The organism is Paractinoplanes maris (assembly GCF_023544465.1).
Classification (GTDB): Bacteria; Actinomycetota; Actinomycetes; order Mycobacteriales; family Micromonosporaceae; genus Actinoplanes; species Actinoplanes maris.
This window is the reverse complement of record NZ_JALPVL010000004.1, coordinates 40,890-59,548: the sequence shown is the minus strand read 5'-3', so window position 1 is coordinate 59,548 and position 18,659 is coordinate 40,890. Positions and strand designations below refer to the sequence as shown.

The window sequence follows — 18,659 nt, the reverse complement described above, 5'->3', positions numbered from 1 at the left end:
ACCCGCCGACAAACGGACGATACCGTTCCCGGGGTGGAATACACGGGCGATCCCGCCGGTCCGGTCTACCTCGATGCCGCGACGGCTGTTCCGCTGCATCCGGTGGCCCGCGAGGCGCTGCTGGCGGCGCTGGACGACGGCTGGGCCGACCCGGCCCGGCTCTATTCCGCGGGCCGGCGGGCCCAGCAGCTCTCCGACGCGGCCCGGGCCGCGCTGGCCGAGGCCCTGGGCGTACGGGTTGACGAGGTGTCCTTCTGGCCGTCGGGCACGGCCGCCGCGCAGGCCGCTGTGCTGGGCGGGCTGGCCGGACGCGCCCGGCAGGGCGACACGCTGGTGCATTCGGCGATCGAGCATTCGGCGGTGCTGCACGCGGCCGCCCGGGGCAAGGCCGTCGAGGTCGGTGTCGACCGGCTCGGCCGCCTCGATCTCGACGCCTGGGATCAGGCGGTGTCGGCGCCCGGCGTGGCCCTGGCCTCGCTGATCAGCGCGAGTCACGAGGTGGGCACGCGGCAACCGGTCGCGGCGGCGGCGAGCTACTGCGACGAGGCGGGGGTGCCGCTCTTCGTCGATGCCGCCCAGTCGGTGGGCCGGGTCGACGTACCGCCGGGTTGGTCGCTGCTCAGTGCGAGCTCGCACAAATGGGGCGGCCCGCCGGGTGTCGGGGTGCTGGTGGTCCGCAAGGGTGTGCGCTGGATCTCACCGTACCCGCAGGATGATCTTTATCGCCCCGGGACGCCCGGCGGCATCGATCTGCCGGCGGTGGTCGCGGCCGCGGCGAGCCTGCGGGCCGTGCGCCAGGAGGCCCAGGCCGAGGGCGTACGGCTGAGCGCGCTGGTCGAGCGCATCCGGACCCGCGTGGCGGCCACCGTGCCCGACGTCGAGGTGGTCGGGGATCCGGATCAGCGGCTGCCCCACCTGGTGACGTTCTCGTGCCTCTACGTCGACGGGGAGGCGCTGCTGCACGCGCTCGACCGGGCCGGTTTCGCGGTCTCGTCGGGTTCGTCGTGCACGGCGTCGACCTTGCGCCCGAGCCACGTGCTGGAGGCGATGGGTGTGCTCAGCCACGGCAACGTCCGGGTCTCGCTGCACCGGGGGACGACCGAGGCCGACGTCGAGCGCTTCCTGGCCGTGCTGCCCGGTCTCGTCGAGGGCATCCGCCGCGAGGCGGGCCTGTGATGGATCTGCTGCTCGACTGCCGGGGTCTGAAGTGCCCGCTGCCGATCATCCGGCTGGCCCAGCGGATCGGCGAGGTGCCGGTGGGCGGGGTGGTGCGGGTGCTGGCCGACGACCCGGCCGCGGCGAACGACATCGCGGCGTGGTGCCGGATGAAGCACCAGGAGCTCGTCGGCTCGCCTGGCCCGGACACCTTCGACGTGCGCCGGCTCAGCTGAGGTAGTCGACCACGGGTCCGATCGGATCCTTCGCGAGGTGGGTGTCCACGACCAGGCGCGGGCCCAGGTAGGGCTCGTACTCGGCCTGGCGCTCGAGGACGCGGACCCAGTCGGGGACGCCGTCGTGGTCGCGGGCCTGGTAACGCTGCTCGACCCGGCGGCGGTGCTCGGTGTCGTCACCGACCACCACCTCGACCACCCGCAGCGGCACCCCGGCCCGCTCGGCGACCTCGACCCACAGCTGGCGGGCCGCCTTCACCGGGCTCACCGCGTCGATGATCACGTGATGACCCATGCCGAGCTGGACCTCGGCCAGCGCGGCCACCGCCCCGTACGCGGCGAAGCCCGGTCTCGGCTCGACGACCTCGTAGCGCTGGAGGGCGAAATCGACGGTGTCGACCGCGAGCACGCACGCGGGCAGCTCGGTGGCCACCCGCGCGGCGAGCGTGCTCTTCCCGACGCCGGGCAACCCGGCGAAGACGGCCAGCACCATTTTTCCCCCGACGTCAGGCAGGCAGGAACGGCTTGATCTCGGCGGCCGCGGCGTCGCCGTACGAGTCGGCGAAGCGCTTGGCGAAGTCGTCACCACGCACCTCGTACTCCTGGCCACCGGCCGACTCGAGGACGAGCGCGGCCAGCAGCGATCCCACCTGAGCCGACCGCTCCAGGCCCAGGCCCCAGGAGATCGCGGCGAAGAAGCCGCCCCGGAAGCCGTCGCCGACCCCGGTCGGGTCCTGCGGGATGACGTCACGGGCCACCGGCACGTGGATCCGCTCGATGCCGTGGCCGGTGATCTCGACGCCGTCCTTGCCGAGCGTGGTGACCCGGATGCGCACCTGGTCGAGCACCTGGTCGGAGGTGAGGCCGGCCTTGGTCTCGAGCAGCGAGCGCTCGTAATCGTTGGTCAGCAGGTAGTCGGCGCCGCTGATCAGCGTCAGCACGTCACTGCCGTCCATGCGGGCGAGCTGCTGCGACGGGTCGGCCGCGAACTTGTAGCCTCGGGCCCGGCACTCCTGCGAGTGGCGCATCATCGCCGCCGGGTCGTTCGCACTGATCAGCACCAGGTCGAGGCCGCCGGCCCGCTCGTGCACCGGGGACAGCTCGATGTTGCGAGCCTCGGACATGGCGCCGGCGTAGAACGAGGCGATCTGGTTGAGGTCGTCGTCGGTCGTGCAGACGAAGCGCGCGGTGTGCGCGACCTCGCTGACGTGCACCGAGTCGCAGTCGACGCCGTGCCGCTCGAGCCACGAGCGGTAGTCGGCGAAGTCGGCGCCGACCGCGCCCACCAGGATCGGCCGCAGCCCGAGCTTGCCCATCCCGAACGCGATGTTGGGAGCCACGCCGCCACGCCGGACCACCAGGTCGTCGACGAGGAACGACAGCGAGACCTTGTGCAGCTGGTCGGCGATGAGCTGGTCGGTGAACCGCCCGGGGAAGTGCATCAGGTGGTCGGTGGCGATCGAGCCGGTGACGGCGATCTTCATGAGGGCCCTTTGGGTCTTCGGTTACGGGGGGCTTACGTACGCAGCCTACCGGGCACGTTACGCGCAGCAGGCCGCCCCGTTAACGGAGCGGCCTGCTGCCGAGCTGTTTTTGGAAAAGATCAGTGGAACGAGTCACCACAGGCGCAGGAGTTCTGCGCGTTGGGGTTGTCGATCGTGAAGCCCTGGGCGTCGATCCGGTCGGCGAAGTCGATCGTGGCGCCGGCCAGGTAGGGCGAGCTCATCCGGTCGACGACGACCTCGACACCGCCGAAGTCGCTGACCACGTCACCGTCGAGCGAGCGCTCGTCGAAGAAGAGCTGGTAACGCAGGCCGGAGCAGCCACCGGGCTGAACGGCGATGCGCAGGCGCAGGTCGTCGCGCCCTTCCTGCTCGATCAGGGCCTTGACCTTGACCGCGGCGACGTCGGTCAGAATGATGCCGGAGGGCGCGGTGGCCTCGACCGACTCGGTGTGCGCTTCAGTGGTCACTAGGTATCTCCCTGCAGGGTGCGGACATACTGCCGTACTGGCCAACGCTAGCCCGGATCCCCATGATTCCCAATCCGGGTGGCTTACTTCACCGGTTCCTCACCGGCTCCACTGCTCCGAGATGCGGCCGGCCAGCTCGCGCAGCCCCCGGGCGGGTTCGGCCATCGCGATCTCGGTGCTGCCGAAGTGCTCGGTCAGGGAATACGTCTCGGTGACCCCGGCCGCGGCGGCCTCGCGGTAGCCGGTCTCGTTGCGCCCGGCCAGCACGATGCAGGGCAACCCGCGGTCACGGGCGGCGTTCGCGATGCCGGCCACGACCTTGCCGCGCAGCGACTGGTGGTCGAAGGATCCCTCTCCGGTGATCACCAGGTCGGCCGCGTCCAGCTCCTTGTCGAGCCCGATGGCCGTGCTGACCAGTCCGATGCCCGAGACGACCCGGCCACCCAGGGCGATCAGGGCCGCACCGATCCCGCCCGCGGCTCCCCCACCCGGTGCCTGCTGGAGGTTCTCGATGTCAAAAGCCTTTTCCAGTACGCCGGCGAACTGCTCCAGAGCGGCGTCGAGACGATAGACGTCCTCGCGGCTCGCACCCTTCTGCGGCCCGAAGACGTTGCTGGCCCCGTGCAGGCCGGTCAGCGGGTTGTCGACGTCGGTCGCGGCGATCAGGCTCACCTGCCGCAACCGGGGCGCGCCACCGAGCGCGGCCGCGGCGTTCAGATAGGCGCCGCCGTACGGCAGGGCGTAGCCGGCGATGTCGACCGGTGGGGCACCGAGCGCGGCCAGCATGCCCGCCCCGGCGTCGTTGACCGCCGAACCGCCCAGCCCGACCACCACCTCGGCCGCCCCCGCCTCGACCGCCGCCGTCAGCAGCAGGCCCAGCCCGTAGGAGCTGGCCGCGTTGGGGTCGCGTTCCTCGGGGGTCAGCAGGTGCAGGCCGCAGGCATGCGCACTCTCCACGTACGCCGTGGGGCCGACCAGCAGGATCTCGCCCTCGACCGGCCGGCCGAGCGGATCGACCGTGGGCACCGGGACGCGCCGGCCCCCGCTCGCCCCGGCCAGCACCTCGATGAACCCGGGCCCGCCGTCGGACAACGGCCGCCGGATCAGCTCATCGGGCCGCGACCACCCGGCCACGACGGCCTCGGTCACCTCGGGGGCCGACAGGGTGCCGGCGAACTTGTCCGGACAGATCAATACGCGCACGCGTATGAGTGTGGCACCCCACTGTCTCGACCTCCGATCTCGTTCCCGGCCTGTGCGACGATTGCGGGCGTGACGTCGACCTGGACCGAACCCTCGAACACCGCGACCGCGCTGCTCCTGCTGGGCCGGGGCAGCGACCCCGCCTCCGAGCGGGGCGTCGACTGCCCGGGCGATCTGCCCACCCCCAGCGACCCCGATCTGGTCGCCCGCGCCACCGCCGCCAAGGCCGCGCTCGGCGACCGGGTCTTCGTGCTCGGCCATCACTACCAGCGCGACGAGGTCATCCAGTTCGCCGATGTCACCGGCGACTCGTTCAAGCTCGCCCAGCAGGCCGCGGCCCGGCCGGAGGCCGAGTTCATCGTCTTCTGCGGCGTGCACTTCATGGCCGAGAGCGCCGACATCCTGACCAAGCCCGAGCAGCAGGTCATCCTGCCCGACCTGGCGGCCGGCTGCTCGATGGCCGACATGGCCGTGCTGGGCCAGGTGCAGACCGCCTGGGAGCACTTCGAGGACCTGGGCATCGCCGGCGACATCGTCCCGGTGACCTACATGAACTCGTCGGCCGACATCAAGGGCTTCGTCGGCCGGGAGAAGGGCGTGGTCTGCACGTCGTCCAACGCCAAGCGCGCCCTGGACTGGGCGTTCGAGCACGGCAGCAAGGTGTTCTTCCTGCCCGACCAGCACCTGGGCCGCAACACCGCGGTGCTCGAGATGGGCTTCGACCTCGATGACTGTGTGCTCTACGACCCGCACAAGCCGCAGGGCGGGCTGACCGACGAGCAGCTGCGCGACGCCCGGATGATTCTGTGGCGGGGGCACTGCTCGGTGCACGGGCGTTTCACGCTCGACAGCGTCAACGACGTGCGCGAGCGGGTGCCGGGGGTCAACGTGCTGGTCCACCCCGAGTGCCGGCACGAGGTCGTCCAGGCCGCCGACTACGTGGGCTCGACGGAATACATCATCAAGGCGCTCGACGCGGCGCCGGCCGGGTCGGCCTGGGCGGTCGGCACCGAGCTCAATCTCGTACGGCGAATGGCCCTGGCCCACCCCGACAAGCAGATCATGTTCCTCGACAAGGCGGTCTGCTACTGCTCGACGATGAACCGCATCGACCTTCCGCACCTCGTGTGGACGCTCGAGGAACTCGTCGCCGGCCGGGTGCCCAACGTCATCACGGTCGACCCGGAAACCGCGGACAACGCGCGTGTCGCGCTGGACCAGATGCTCGCCCTGCCGTAACGGCGAGTAATCAACAAGTCCCGTTCAGCGGCTCCTTTTCTTTCAGCCGTCTTAACTGTGGGCTGTTGGGCGTTGTGTGACTGGCGTCCTTGTCACTCAGCGCTATGCTCACCCGGTTGCCGAAACGGGGTACCCCCACCCGTGCGGCCCCCTCGATCATCTTCGGGCGCTCCCCTCGCGCCCACCGGCTGGAGGTTACGTTGACCGACGACGTCTTGGTCGTGCACGGCGGAGCGCCGTTGCAGGGCCAGATCCGGGTCCGTGGCGCCAAGAACCTGGTTTCCAAGGCGATGGTGGCCGCCCTGCTGGGCGAGTCGCCGAGCCACCTGTACGACGTGCCGCGCATCCGCGACGTCGAGGTCGTCCGCGGCCTGCTCGGCCTGCACGGCGTCAAGGTCAGCGACGGGCTCGACGACGGCGAGATCGTCATGGACCCGACCAACGTCGAGAGCGCGAGCACCGACGAGATCAACGTGCACGCCGGCTCGAGCCGGATCCCGATCCTGCTCTGCGGCCCGCTGCTGCACCGCCTCGGGCACGCGTTCATCCCGGACCTCGGCGGCTGCCACATCGGCCCGCGCCCGATCGACTTCCACATCCAGGCGCTGCGCGAGTTCGGCGCGGTCGTCGAGAAGACGCCCGAGGGCATGCACCTGAGCGCGCCGAACGGTCTCAAGGGCGCCAAGCTCGAGCTGCCCTACCCGAGCGTCGGCGCCACCGAGCAGATCCTGCTCACCGCCGTCCGCGCCGAGGGCGTCACCGAGCTGCGCAACGCGGCCATCGAGCCCGAGATCATGGACCTCATCTGCGTCCTGCAGAAGATGGGCTCGATCATCACGGTGCACACCGACCGGGTCATCGAGATCCTGGGCGTGCCCCGCCTGCACGGCTACAAGCACAAGCCGATCCCGGACCGGATCGAGGCGGCCAGCTGGGGCGCCGCCGCGCTCGCGACCAAGGGCGAGATCGAGGTGCTCGGCGCCCGGCAGGCCGACATGATGACGTTCCTCAACGTCTTCCGGTCCATCGGCGGCGAGTTCGAGATCACCGACGACCGGGTGGCCCGTCCGGGCGTCACCCCGGTCGAGGGCGGCATCAAGTTCTGGCACCCGGGCCACGAGCTGCAGGCCGTCGCGCTCGAGACCGACGTGCACCCCGGCTTCATGACCGACTGGCAGCAGCCGCTGGTGGTCGCGCTGACCCAGGCCCGCGGTCTGTCGATCATGCACGAGACCGTCTACGAGCAGCGGCTGGGCTACACCGATGCGCTGAACCAGATGGGCGCCACCATCCAGGTCTACCGCGACTGTCTCGGCGGCACGCCGTGCCGCTTCGGCCGCCGCAACTTCAAGCACTCCGCGGTCATCGCCGGCCCGTCCAAGCTGCACGCGGCCGACCTGGTCATCCCGGACCTGCGGGCGGGCTTCGCCCACCTGATCGCGGCGCTGGCCGCCGAGGGCACCTCGCGGGTGTACGGGGTCAACCTGATCAACCGCGGCTACGAGGACTTCGAAGGCAAGCTGGCCGCCCTGGGCGCGCACGTCGAGCGGCTCTAGAAGCCTCTCTTTCATCACTATCAGCGGCGCGGTGTGAAACACACCGCGCCGCTTGGCTACTCTCTGAGCGTGCCCTCGCTTTTTCGCCGCAATAAGTCCGACGTCGCCACTCCCGAGGTCGAGGAGGTGACGCCGGTCGAGTCGCGCCCCAAGGGCTACACACCCAGCAAGAAAGAGCTCGGTCAGGTCACGCCCAAGCGGGTCACCACCGGCCGCCGCGTCGGCGCCGAGACCGCGGCCCCGGCCAACCGTCGCGAGCAGGTCAAGCAGATGCGCGAGCGGCAGCGCCAGGAGCGGGCCGAGGCCACCGCGGGCATGAAGGCCGGCGACGAGCGCTACCTGCTGGCCCGTGACCGCGGCCCCGAGCGCGCGCTGGTCCGCGACATCATCGACAGCCGCCGCACGGTGGGCACCTACTTCTTCGGCGGCGCGCTGATCGTGCTGATCGGCTCGACGGTGCAGATCCCCGCCGTACAGCTCGCCAGCAACGTGCTGTGGCTGCTCCTCGCGATCGGCGTGGTGATCGACAGTGTCCTCATCACGCGCAAGGTGAAGCGTCTGGTCAAGGAGCGCTTCCCCAAGACCACGACTCGCATCGGCTCGCTGCAGATCTACGGCGTGATGCGCGGTCTGACCTTCCGCCGGATGCGCGTCCCCAAGCCCCGCGTCGAGCTCGGCCAGGCCGTCTAGCCGGCCCTCACCGGCCCGCTCGGCTCGTCCCTGTCTTCTTCGGGGCCTTCGCTGTCTCGCCCGGGGCCCAAGTGGCTGCGCTCGCCCTCGTGGTCGAGGATGCAGAGCACCTCGGCCGGACCACCGTGGGCGCCGAACGCGTGCGGGACCATCGTGGAGAACTCGGCCGCCTCATTGGTGCCGACCAGGATCGTACGGTCGCCGAGACGCAGCTCGATGGTGCCGGACAGCACGGTGAACCAGTCTCGGCCCGGATGCACCCGCAGCACCTGCGGAACCTTGCGGGTGATGCGCATCTTGGCCACCGTCTGACCGCTGTCGCGCGACAGCAACCAGGTCGTGACGCCGCGCTCCGGGTGCTGGTGGGGGCGGATCACGACATCGTCGTCGTCCGGCGACTCGACCAGCTGATCGATGGTGCTCCCGAGCGCGCGGGCGATCGCGGCCATCTGGTCGAGGGCGATCCGCCGGTGGCCGGTCTCGATCCGGCTGAGCGTCGACGGGCTCAGCAGTGAGCGGGTGGCCAGCTCGTCCAGCGACCAGCCCCTGGCGACCCGCAACCCGCGGATCCGCTGCCGGACCACCGACTCCAAATCGCGGTCTTGCTTCATACGCAAGATGCTATGCGATTTCGGCAAGCCAAGGCTAGCGTCGAGGCATGGCTCACGACCACTTCATCGAACTGCTCGACCTGGACGCCGAGGTCCTGCACGACTATCACCACGACCTGATCACCTGGGTCGGCCGCGAGGCCGCCGACCACCCCCGGGTGGTCGACCTGGGCGCCGGCAGCGGCACCGGCTCCCTCGCCCTGGCCCGGGAGCTGCCCGGTGCCCGCGTCACCGCGGTCGACGTCTCCCCCGAGATGCTGGCTCACGTACGGTCCGGGGCCGAATCCGCCGGCCTGACCGACCGCATCGGCACCGTCGAAGCCGATCTCGACCAGCCGTGGCCCGACTTCGGCCCGGTCGACGTGATCTGGGCCGCCGCCTCGATGCACCACATGGCCGACCCGGCCCGCGCGCTTGCCTCGGCCCACGCCGCCCTGAGCCCCGGCGGCCTGCTGGTGATCGCCGAGCTCGACTCGTTCCCCCGCTTCCTGACCGGCACCGCCGACGAGGCCGTCGAGCAACTGGTCCACGAGGAGGCGGCCAAGCGCCGTCATGAGGCCGGCCTCCACATGCATGAGAACTGGGGCGACCGCATCACCCAGGCCGGTTTCACGGCCGTCACCGAGCGGCGCTTCGACATCGACCTGCAGCCGCCGTTGCCGCCGGCCGCTAACCGCTACGCCGAGGTCTCCCTGTTCCGCAGCCGGCACATGCTCGAGGACCGTCTGTCGCCGTCGGATCTGGCCGCCGTGGAGAAGGTTGTGGCTGAGCTCCCCGCCCGCACCGACCTGAGCATCCGGACCGAGCGCACTGTCTGGCTGGCCCGTCGCTGACCTGTTCCCGCTCACCTCGGCTCGTTGTCCACAGCAGATTGTGCACGCGGCGGCTTTGTCCACAGGCGAAAATCGGTTCTCGCTGGAAGTCGGTAGTCTGCTCCCGCTCTTCGAGGAACACGGGGGTACGGCCATGATTCGCAGAAAAGTAATGCTGGTCGGGGTGCTGCTGGTGGCGGCGGTCGCGGTGGCGGGCTGCGACCCGGGTGGTGATGCCAAATCGGAGCCGCCCGCCGCCGCCGACCCGCTTGCTCAGGTCCGGGCGGCAGCGGTCAAGACCGCCGGAGCGCCCTCGCATGTGACCCTGGGTGCATCCGGCGTGAAGGTGATCGGGGACGTCGACCCGGCCGGTCGGGCGCTGGCTCTGACCACCACGACGAGCGTCGACGGAGAGACCACGAAGGCATTGGTGCGGGTGGTCGGCGACGACGCGTGGATGACACTCGGCAAGACTTATCTGCCCAATCTGGACCCGACGAAATACATCCGGTTCCCGGTCTCGGAGTTCGCCTCGGCGTCCCTGGTGCATCTGGGCGACCCGTTCGACCCGGCCGGGCTCAAGGGCCTCTCCGCGGCGATGACTGCCGCGACGCGTACGGCTGAGGGCACGTACACCGGGAAGCTCGACCTCACCGAGGCGCCGGCCGGGGAGTCGCGGGGTCTGCTGCCGGCGACGGCCGAGCAGCTCGAGGGTACCGGCGGCGTGATCCAGTCCGTGCCCTATGAGGCGTCGGTGGACGGGCAGGGCTATCTGACGTCGTTGACGGTCACGTTGCCGACCTATGCGAGCACGGCCGAGTTCTCCGGCTTCGGCCAAGCCGTCAAGGTGGCCCAGCCCGCCGCGGCCGAGGTCGCCGAGGTGCCGGACAGCATGCGCCGGCTGTTGGCCGGGTAGCCGACGCCGGCCAGGCGAAGCGGGCCGGGCTGTTGGCCGGGCTGTCGACGCCGGCCAGGCGAGCAGGCGGGCTGCTCGCCGGGCCGGTCAGTCGGCACCGGCCAGGCGGAGCAAGGCGGGCTGCCGGGCGGGCCGGTCAGTCGACGCCGGCCAGGCGGAGCAGGGCGGCCACTGCGGCGGCGGCGATGACCACGACGACGAAGGGAGCGCGGCGCCAGGCCAGCAGGGCTCCGACAGCTACGCCGGCGGGTCGGGCAATGCCGGCGAAGCCGCTGCCGGCCATCAGGGTGGCGGTGCCGGCCAGCGCGGCCAGCAGGGCGGCGGCGGCCATCGGGAGCAGACGCTGCAGGGCGGGCGACAGTGTGAGGCGCTCGCGCAGCAGGACGCCGCCGAGGCGCATCGTGTAGGTGCCGATGCCCAGGACGAGGATCGCGGCGAACAGCATCAGGCCTCCTGACGATGGCCGGAGTGGGTCGGGGTGAGCAGCATCAGGCCTCCCGGCCACGGCCGGGAATGGGTCCGGGTGAGCAGCATCAGGCCTCCCGGTAACGGCCGGAGTGAGTCCGGGTGAGCAGCATCAGGCCTCCCGGCCACGGCCGAAGCGGATCAGGGTGAGCAGGCCGAGCAGTGCGCACAGGACGGGGAGGCCGGCGGGCAGTACGGGGGTGACGGCTACCGCGATGGCGGTGCCGGTGAGCGCGACGACGCGGGTCGCCTTGTCGCGCAGCGAGGGCAGGATCAGGGCGATCAGCGCGGCCGGGAACGCCGCGTCCAGCCCGAGCGCCTCGTAGTCGCCGACCGCTGAGCCCAGCAGCACGCCGAGCAGGGTGCCGGCGTTCCACGACGTGAACAGGGTGATGCCCATCAGCCAGTAGGTTCGCCGGCGCCGGACGGGGTCGTCCTCGGCCAGCGTGAACGCCACCACCTCGTCGGTCATCACGTGGCTGCCGAGCAGGCGGCGCCAGCCGGTGCCCATCGTGCTGCCGATCGCCATGCCGAACGGGATGTGGCGGGCGTTGAGCAGCAGGCCGGCGAAGACGGCGGCGAACGGGTTGCCCGCCGCGAACAGGCCGATGGCCAGGAACTGCGCTCCCCCGGCGAAGACGACCGTGGACATCATGAACGGCACCCAGGCCGGCAGCCCGTAGGCGATCGCGATGGCACCGAACGAGGCGCCGACCGCGATCATGGCCGCGGCGATGGCGGCGGCGTCGCGGAGCTGCGACCGGTCGAAGCCATGCGTTCGCTGTATCGTACGCATGGTTTGAAATACTGAACGATGCCCCTCGCGTTCGTCAAACCGAACAATCTGATCGATGGAGCGAACATGCAGCAACCGGCGCCCCCGCTCGCCACGATCGCCGCCGCCCTGCGCCGCGAGCGCGAGCGGGCCGGGATCTCGCTGGCCGAGCTGGCCCGCCGAGCCGGTCTGGCCAAGTCGACGCTGTCGCAGCTGGAAGCGGGCACCGGCAACCCGAGCATCGAGACGCTCTGGTCGCTCGGTGTGGCGCTGGGGGTGCCGTTCAGCCGGCTGGTCGAGCCGCTCGAGACCCAGGTGCGGGTGATCCGAGCCGGTGAAGGCCCCCGCCTGCGGGCCGACGAGGCCGATTTTGTGGCGACGCTGCTGGCCGCCGGCTCCTCGCACACCCGGCGCGACATCTATGTGATGGAGCTCGAGCCCGGCCAGGCCCGCGACGCCGCCGCCCACATCCCCGGCAGTGTCGAGCACATCATCGTCGGCGCCGGTCGCCTCCGCACCGGCCCCGACGGCGACACCATCGAACTCGGCCCGGGCGACTACATCACGTTCCCCGGCGACGTCCCGCACCACTACGAGGCGCTCGAGCCCGCCTGGGCCGTCCTCGTCATGGAACACCGCTGACCCGAGCGGCGGCGAAAGCCGTCACCCGTCGGTGTAGAGGCGGGCCACCACGTCCTCGATGTCGGGCTCGACGACCGACAGATCACGCACCTGAGCCGCGCTGACCAAGGCGGCGACCGCGGCCCCGGCGGTGATCGACTCCAGGGTGAAGGTGACGCGGTGGCCGTCGGCCTCGGTGGCGGCCATGGTCGTCCCGGGCAGGGTGAAGCCGGGTGGGAGCGGGGTGTCCAGGTCGGCCACCAGCCGGCGGCGCGAACCGTAGCGGGAGTGCAACTGCTCGATCGTGCCGTCGTGCACGACCCGGCCGTGGTCGATCACCACCAGGCGGTGGCAGAGCCGTTCGATGTCGGCCAGGTCGTGCGTGGTCAGCACCAGCGTCACGTCGCCGGTGCGCCCCAGCTCGCCCAGGAACGAGCGCACCGCCTGCTTGCTGACCACGTCGAGCCCGATCGTCGGCTCGTCCAGGAACAGCACCTCGGGCCCGTGCAGCAGCGCCGCCGTCAGCTCGCCACGCATCCGCTGGCCGAGCGACAACTGCCGTACCGGAATGTCGAGGAACCCGTCGAGGTCAAGCAGGTCGCGGCAGCGGCGCAACCGGGCCTCGTGCTCGCCCGCGGGCACCCGGTAGACCGCCCGGAGCAGCCGGAACGACTCGCGCAGGGGCAGGTCCCACCACAGTTGCGAGCGCTGCCCGAAGACGACACCGATCCGCAGGGCCAGCCGGGTGCGTTGCGGCACCGGCTGCAGGCCACAGACCGACACCTCGCCGCTGGTCGGTGTCAGCACACCGGTCAGCATCTTCAGCGTGGTCGACTTGCCGGCCCCGTTCGGCCCGATGTAGCCGACCATCTCGCCCCGGCCGATCGACAGGCTGATCCCGTCGACCGCTTCGACCAGGCGTTTCTCCCGGCGGAGGCGGCCTGCTTTGACCCGTACGGTGAAGGTCTTGCGCAGCTGACGCATCTCGATCATGAGCCGGTGCTCCGGTAGTGCCGCACGCCCAACCTCCAGACGACCGCCGCGACGCCCACGGCGACCAGCGCCACCAGCGGCGACAGATAGCCCGACCAGTCCGGCAGCCCGAGCGGGTCGGCCCGGCCGAGCAGGGTGAGCGCCGGTTGATAGCTGACAAATCCAAAACCCAGCGCGTACGCGAACAGGGTGCGGAACCACGAGCCGTAGACCGTGATGGGGTACGAGGTGAAGTCGCGACCGCCGTACGTGAAGCCGTGCCCGAGCTTGCCGGAATCGACCCACCAGAACGCGGTGGCGGCACTCATCACGAAGATCGCCCCGAAGAAGACGGCCCCGCTGATCGGCGCCGTGACCAGCAGCAGGGCCCGGCCCGGGGTCCAGTCGATGTCGTTGCGGCCGAGTGCGATCCCGAGCACGCTGAGCCCGACGGCCAGCCGCATCAGCTTGCGCAGCGGCAGGTCGGCCAGCATGAGCTGGGGAAGCACGGCCAGCGGGCGCACCAGCACCGCGTCCAGCCGCCCGGTCCGCACGTACGTCTCGAGCTGGTCGATGTTGCCGACGGTGAGGTCGGCCAGGACGAAGGCGAACGCGGTGATGCCAGTCATCATCAGCGCCTCGTCGAGCGTGAAGCCGCCGATCACCGAGGCCGCGCGGTAGAGCACGAAGACGGTGGCCACGTCGATCGCGGTGCCGGCCGCGTTGCTCACCAGCTCGACCGCGAACGACGTCCGGTACGCGGTGGCCGAGCGCAGCCGCCCGCCGAACAACGCCGCGTACGCCCGCAGCTCACCCACCCTGCACCACCAGCTTGCGCTCGGCGCGGCGCTGCACCCAGCCGGCCAGCGCGAGCATGATCACGGCCCAGACTGCCTGCAGCGCCACCAGCCCCGCCTGCAAAGCGGGCGGGTCACGCTCGATCAGCACGTCGAGCGGCGTCTGCAACAGACCCGGCAGCGGGGTGGCCACCCAGAGCGTGACGGCCAGCCAGTCCGGCAGCAGGCGCAGCGGGAAATAGAGGCCGGCCAGCACGCCCGAACCGAGCGTCCAGAAGGCCAGCGGGCCCCGGGCGTCGGCCAGCCAGTAGGCGGTGGCGTTGACCAGGTAGCGGCAGCCGAACGAGCCGACGACGGCCAGGAGCACAGAAGCTGCGAAAAGCGGCACGGTCTGCCAGCGCGACGGCGTGGCCATCGGGAAGAACAGGGCACCGACCAGCACCGGCGGGGCCACCCGGGTGAGCAGGGCGTGGGCGCCGCGGCCCAGGTCAGCGGCCAGATAGGCGGTCACCGGGGAGACCGGGCGTACCAGGTCGGCCACGATGTCACCGGTCCGGATCCGCTCGGACAGGTCGGCCCAGCCCCAGATGCCCACTACATTGAGTAACCCTTGGCCCACCCAGACGAAGGTCGCCAGCTGCCGGGCGTCGTATCCGCCGGCCATCGCGCCCGCTGTGCCGGCGGCCACGGCCAACAGCACGTAGCAGCGAAGAAAGCCGAAGACTATGTTGGTGAACGTCCCGGCCACGGTGGCCTGGCGATAGGTCGCGTACCGGCGGAAACCCGACCCGACCAAGGCACGGAAAGTGACGACGGAGGCGCGAAACGGACGACTGGGAGAGATCGCCGGCACGCTGGCGTCAAGCGCGTCCACGCCGTTAATCTCCTCCCCTAAACTCCCGTTACCAGCCCCAGCGGTGGAGCCGGGCGACTCTACCCGGGTCTCCCGACGACCACCGCGCATTTTCGACCAGAAGTGGAAGTTCGCCGTGACGGAGCGCCACCCATCACCGGGCCTGACTGTGGGTGCCCGATGAACGGCTGGAGCTCCCTGGGCGGCGACGGCTGGGGCGACGAGCCGGCCTGGGTCTACGAGATCACCTGGGAGTGGGAGCAGCAGCCGGGCCAGCGATACCCGGGCGATCCGGGGCGGCGCAAGGCTGTGCACACGCCGGTCTACGAGGCCTCCGACCCCGATCAACCCCCTTCCCGGTACGAGCCGTCGCGCGACTCGCGTGCCTATCCGCCGCCGGCTGAGCCTCGTCGCGAGGAGCCGTTGTGGAATCGGGCGGCCGGGTCGATGCCGGAGCAGCGGGGTGACCAGCGGCGTGGTGCGGCGCCGGTCTACGGCCGTCAGTCCGAGCCGCAGAGCCGTCAGCCCGTACAGCAGCAGAGCCGTCAGCCTGAACCGCAGAGCCGTCAGTCCGAGCCGCAGAGCCGTCAGCCTGAACCGCAGAGCCGTCAGTCCGAGTCACAGAGCGGTGGGTCCTATCGCGACGCGGTGCAGTTCCGGGAGACGCAGAAGCGTGACTCCGGGCCGCGCTCCGCGGGCAACCCGCCTTCGGTGCCGGTGAACCCGGGGCCGCAGTCCGGCCGGGGCAGTTCGGCGCCGGTTTCGCCGGGAACGCCGGTATCGCCGGGGGTTTACGGTGCACCGAGGCCGGCCACGGGGCCCAATTACGGGCGCCGGCAAGCGGCCGACGAGCAGCGGGACGACCGCCGGCCGGTGTCGCCCGCGGCCGGCGTCTACGGCAGTGCGCGGCCCGCCCCGGCCGACGCCTTCCCGGCCCGGCCCGGTGCGCGACCGGCGCCCGGGCAGCGCGACGGGCGCGACGACGTCCCGTTCGACCTCCGGCCGGCGCCACCCTCACGCGGCACCCCGGCCGAGGCCCGCCCGGCGCCTCAGCCGACCCGCGTCACGCCGGCCCGCCCGGCGACGCCCGCGCCGACCTATCCGAACGTGCCCGGTCAGCCGGCGCGCCCGGTGTCGGCCCCGGCCGCGAACCTGGCGGTTTCCGGGCAGGAGCCTTCGCCGGTCGCTCGCCCTTACAGCGTTCCGGTCCAGCCGGGCCACCCGCAGCCGTCTTCGTCGCAGCCGAGCCATGCGCAGCCGGCTTCGTCGCAGTCGGGCCAACCACAGCCGTCTTTGTCGCAGCCTGGCCATGCGCAGCCGGTGTCGTCGCAGCCCGGTCGCCCCCAGCCGGCGTTGCAGCCTGGGCATCCGCAGTGGGCGCAGTCCCAAGCCGGCCTCCAACAACCGGCACAGTCTCAGTCCGGCCTCCCGCAGCGAACGTCTTCGTCATCCGGCCAGCCGCAGTCAGCACCGTCGCAGCCCGGCCGCCAGCAACCGGCGCAGTCTCAGCCTGGCCTCCCGCAGCGAACGTCTTCGTCATCCGGCCAGCCACAGTCAGCACCGTCGCAGCCCGGCCGCCAACAGCCGGCGCAGCCTCAGTCCAGGCACCCACAGGCGGGACCGTCTCAGCCTGGCCACCCGCAGTTGGCGCAGCCTCAGTCCAGCCACCCACAGGCGGGACCGTCTCAGCCCGGCCACCCGCAGTTGGCGCAGCCTCAGTCCAGCCACCCACAGGCGGGACCGTCTCGGCCCGGCCACCCGCAGTTGGCGCAGCCTCAGTCCAGCCACCCACAGGCGGGACCGTCTCGGCCCAGCCACCCGCAGTCGGCGCAGCCTCAGTCCGGACACCCACAGGCGGGACCGCCGCAGCCCGGCCGCCAACAGCCGACGCAGTCCGAGGTCGGTCATCAGCCTGTGCCGGCTCATCACCAGCAGCCTGAACACCCGTGGGCGGCTCAGGGACACTCCGGCTACTCCCAGCAGGGGGAAGCTCAGCCGGCGTCCAGCGGGCGATCCGAGCAGGTATCGGAGCAGTCCGGTTACGTACGGCCGAAGCCGGAACAATCCGGGCACGCGCAACCGACGCCGGAGCAGTACGGCTTCGCTTCCGCGGGTCGGAGTGGGCACGCCGACACGCCGAGGGACCGGGCCGAGCACGCCTTCACGCCGGCGAACTGGACCGAGCAAGCACCCGCTCCGGCGGACCGGAGCGAGCAAGCCGGGTCAAGCCCTGGGCACGGGCGGCCGACGTCGGCTCAGCCTGCCGATGCGCTGCAGGCCGCAGGCCGGGCCGGATCGCTGGGACACATGCAGGGCTTGAGCCGTCACACGGCCTCACACGAGAATCAGGACCGGCCCGTCTCGGCGGCGCCCGGCACCAACTCCGCACCGCCCGCGACCGAATCTGATCGGCCCACAACGGGCGGCCCGGCAGAGTCGTACGGGGACTCCCAGCCGGCCCGGGGCGAGCCTGCGGGCGAGTTCTGGCCTGAGCCGGTCTCGCCCGCGGCACCGCAGGATGCCGATGTGGTCGCACCGCCCTACCCGGTTGCAGAAGGGCGTCAGAAACCTGTGGCCGGGTCGATTTCGGGTTCGCCGGAATCCGCGCCCACCAGCGCCATACCGACCAGCTCCGCGGGTGGATCGCCTGCTCCCACCGGATCGATCTGGGACGCCGCGAACCGGGGCGAAGGCGCCGGCCAGGACCCGCGGCCCGCCTCGGCGGTACCGATCTCTTCGGCTGCGCCTGCTCAGCCGTCCGAGGAGGAGCCGCACGGACTGGGCTGGCTGCTCTCCCAGAGCGGTCTCGGCGCCGTGACGCCGCTGCCGCCGCCCATCACGCACCCGATCGCCGAGCCGCCGGTCGCCCAGCCCGTCGTCATCGAGCCCATCGGCGAGCCGGTCCCGACGGCGCCCGTCAGCGGCGGGTCCGCCTTCGACCAGCCAACCAGCGGCGGGTCCGCTTTCGACCAGCCCACCAGCGGCGGGCCTGCCGTCGACCAACCGGTCAGCGCCCAGCCCGCCACTGATCACCGGTCGGCTGCTCAGCCGGCTGCCACCCGACCGGACAGCATCGAGCCTGCTGCGGCCGGGCCGGTGAGCGCCCAGCCGGTTTCTGCCCAGCCTTCCGGTGCCCAGCCTTCCGGTGCCCAGCCGGCTGGAGTCGGTCCGGTGGACGCTCAGCCGGCCACTCTCCCCGCTGCTCTCTCGCCGGTTGTTCAGCCCGTCAGCGCCCAGCCTGGCGCCGTCGCGCCGGACGACTCACAGTATTTCGCCGCGCGGCCGGTCAGCGCATGGCCTGTCGCCGGCCGGGCGGTCGATTCACCGTCGGTGACCGCGAGGCCCGTCAGCCCACCGCCGATGCCCACCGGTTTCGTCCCGGCCGGAGCCGAAGCTCTGCCGGCCATCGAGCACGCTCACGACGAGCCCGCCGCGGCCCAGACGTCTGCTGTGCCACTGGCCGAGGACGTGCGACCGGTCAGCGGCGCGCCCGTAGACCAGGACTGGTTCTTCCCGTCCGGCGCGCTCCCCATCGTCGTTCCTCGCGGACCCGGCAATCCCGAGGCGCCGACCGGCGAGCTCGACCGCACAGCGGCTGCCACCGACGCAGAGATCGATCCGCAGGCGGAGGCCCCTCACTACGCCGACCTGCCCTACGCCGACTACGACGAGCCCATCGCCGTCCAGCCGATCGTCACGCAACGAGCTCCATCCGAGCCCATCGCCGAGCGAACAGCCGACAGCGATACCGCTTCGGAGCGGCACTCCCCGACTATGCCTACGTCA

At 71.3% G+C, this 18,659-nt stretch carries 18 protein-coding genes; 8 read left to right on the top strand and 10 right to left on the bottom strand.

Annotation, left to right across the window (positions count from 1 at the left end; translation table 11 throughout):
• Nucleotides 1–33 precede the first annotated feature (33 nt).
• Nucleotides 34–1,176 (top strand): cysteine desulfurase family protein, encoded by a 1,143-nt coding sequence (locus NAG42_RS12390; RefSeq protein ID WP_250030383.1) that lies wholly within the window; start codon nucleotides 34–36, stop codon nucleotides 1,174–1,176.
• A complete protein-coding gene (locus tag NAG42_RS12385) occupies nucleotides 1,176–1,391 on the top strand; it encodes a sulfurtransferase TusA family protein (protein WP_250030382.1) in 216 nt (71 codons plus the stop codon). Before NAG42_RS12390 ends, NAG42_RS12385 begins: the two co-directional genes overlap by 1 nt.
• Here NAG42_RS12385 and NAG42_RS12380 read toward each other — a convergent pair.
• The 4 genes from NAG42_RS12380 to NAG42_RS12365 all read right to left on the bottom strand — a co-directional run bounded on the left by NAG42_RS12380 (nucleotide 1,384) and on the right by NAG42_RS12365 (nucleotide 4,566).
• A complete protein-coding gene (locus tag NAG42_RS12380) occupies nucleotides 1,384–1,884 on the bottom strand; it encodes a P-loop nucleotide/nucleoside kinase family protein (RefSeq protein ID WP_250030381.1) in 501 nt (166 codons plus the stop codon). The genes NAG42_RS12385 and NAG42_RS12380 overlap by 8 nt on opposite strands.
• Nucleotides 1,885–1,897: 13 nt before the next feature.
• A complete protein-coding gene (locus NAG42_RS12375; RefSeq protein WP_250030380.1) occupies nucleotides 1,898–2,875 on the bottom strand; it encodes a carbohydrate kinase family protein in 978 nt (325 codons plus the stop codon).
• A gap of 119 nt (nucleotides 2,876–2,994) precedes the next feature.
• Nucleotides 2,995–3,363, bottom strand: coding sequence for an iron-sulfur cluster insertion protein ErpA (gene erpA, locus NAG42_RS12370; RefSeq protein WP_250030379.1), 369 nt, complete (start codon nucleotides 3,361–3,363; stop codon nucleotides 2,995–2,997).
• Between the two features lie 99 nt (nucleotides 3,364–3,462).
• Complete coding sequence (locus NAG42_RS12365) at nucleotides 3,463–4,566, bottom strand: glycerate kinase family protein (RefSeq protein WP_250030378.1); 1,104 nt, start codon at nucleotides 4,564–4,566, stop codon at nucleotides 3,463–3,465.
• Nucleotides 4,567–4,635: 69 nt separating this feature from the next.
• Between NAG42_RS12365 and nadA the strand changes: the two genes are divergently transcribed.
• The 3 genes from nadA to NAG42_RS12350 all read left to right on the top strand — a co-directional run bounded on the left by nadA (nucleotide 4,636) and on the right by NAG42_RS12350 (nucleotide 8,051).
• On the top strand, nucleotides 4,636–5,805 hold the full coding sequence (gene nadA / locus NAG42_RS12360) for a quinolinate synthase NadA (RefSeq protein WP_250030377.1): 1,170 nt from the start codon (nucleotides 4,636–4,638) through the stop codon (nucleotides 5,803–5,805).
• 200 nt (nucleotides 5,806–6,005) lie between these two features.
• A complete protein-coding gene (gene murA / locus NAG42_RS12355; protein WP_308201144.1) occupies nucleotides 6,006–7,361 on the top strand; it encodes a UDP-N-acetylglucosamine 1-carboxyvinyltransferase in 1,356 nt (451 codons plus the stop codon).
• A gap of 69 nt (nucleotides 7,362–7,430) precedes the next feature.
• On the top strand, nucleotides 7,431–8,051 hold the full coding sequence (locus NAG42_RS12350; RefSeq protein WP_250030376.1) for a DUF3043 domain-containing protein: 621 nt from the start codon (nucleotides 7,431–7,433) through the stop codon (nucleotides 8,049–8,051).
• On the opposite strand, the gene NAG42_RS12345 is transcribed toward NAG42_RS12350, so the two are convergent.
• Nucleotides 8,048–8,662 (bottom strand): helix-turn-helix domain-containing protein, encoded by a 615-nt coding sequence (locus tag NAG42_RS12345; RefSeq protein ID WP_250030375.1) that lies wholly within the window; start codon nucleotides 8,660–8,662, stop codon nucleotides 8,048–8,050. The two genes, NAG42_RS12350 and NAG42_RS12345, sit on opposite strands and share 4 nt — an antisense overlap.
• Before the next feature lie 47 nt (nucleotides 8,663–8,709).
• On the opposite strand from NAG42_RS12345, the gene NAG42_RS12340 reads away from it, so the two are divergent.
• Entirely contained in the window at nucleotides 8,710–9,495 is a 786-nt protein-coding gene (locus NAG42_RS12340; RefSeq protein ID WP_250030374.1) for a class I SAM-dependent methyltransferase, read from the top strand.
• A 133-nt stretch (nucleotides 9,496–9,628) separates the two neighbouring features.
• Entirely contained in the window at nucleotides 9,629–10,390 is a 762-nt protein-coding gene (locus NAG42_RS12335; RefSeq protein ID WP_250030373.1) for a hypothetical protein, read from the top strand.
• A 136-nt stretch (nucleotides 10,391–10,526) separates the two neighbouring features.
• Here NAG42_RS12335 and NAG42_RS12330 read toward each other — a convergent pair whose 3' ends face one another.
• On the bottom strand, nucleotides 10,527–10,835 hold the full coding sequence (locus NAG42_RS12330; protein WP_250030372.1) for an AzlD domain-containing protein: 309 nt from the start codon (nucleotides 10,833–10,835) through the stop codon (nucleotides 10,527–10,529).
• A 132-nt stretch (nucleotides 10,836–10,967) separates the two neighbouring features.
• A complete protein-coding gene (locus tag NAG42_RS12325; protein ID WP_250030371.1) occupies nucleotides 10,968–11,651 on the bottom strand; it encodes an AzlC family ABC transporter permease in 684 nt (227 codons plus the stop codon).
• Nucleotides 11,652–11,717: 66 nt separating this feature from the next.
• Between NAG42_RS12325 and NAG42_RS12320 the strand changes: the two genes are divergently transcribed.
• Complete coding sequence (locus NAG42_RS12320) at nucleotides 11,718–12,272, top strand: helix-turn-helix domain-containing protein (protein ID WP_250030370.1); 555 nt, start codon at nucleotides 11,718–11,720, stop codon at nucleotides 12,270–12,272.
• A 21-nt stretch (nucleotides 12,273–12,293) separates the two neighbouring features.
• Here the strand turns inward: NAG42_RS12320 and NAG42_RS12315 are convergent, their stop codons facing one another.
• From NAG42_RS12315 to NAG42_RS12305, 3 genes are read right to left on the bottom strand one after another with little or no spacing between them, the layout of a single operon-like run.
• A complete protein-coding gene (locus tag NAG42_RS12315) occupies nucleotides 12,294–13,244 on the bottom strand; it encodes an ABC transporter ATP-binding protein (RefSeq protein WP_250030369.1) in 951 nt (316 codons plus the stop codon).
• Nucleotides 13,241–14,041, bottom strand: a complete 801-nt coding sequence (locus tag NAG42_RS12310) for an ABC transporter permease (RefSeq protein ID WP_250030368.1) — start codon at nucleotides 14,039–14,041, stop codon at nucleotides 13,241–13,243. Before NAG42_RS12310 ends, NAG42_RS12315 begins: the two co-directional genes overlap by 4 nt.
• Nucleotides 14,034–14,816, bottom strand: a complete 783-nt coding sequence (locus NAG42_RS12305) for an ABC transporter permease (RefSeq protein WP_250030367.1) — start codon at nucleotides 14,814–14,816, stop codon at nucleotides 14,034–14,036. Before NAG42_RS12305 ends, NAG42_RS12310 begins: the two co-directional genes overlap by 8 nt.
• Nucleotides 14,817–18,659 lie beyond the last annotated feature (3,843 nt).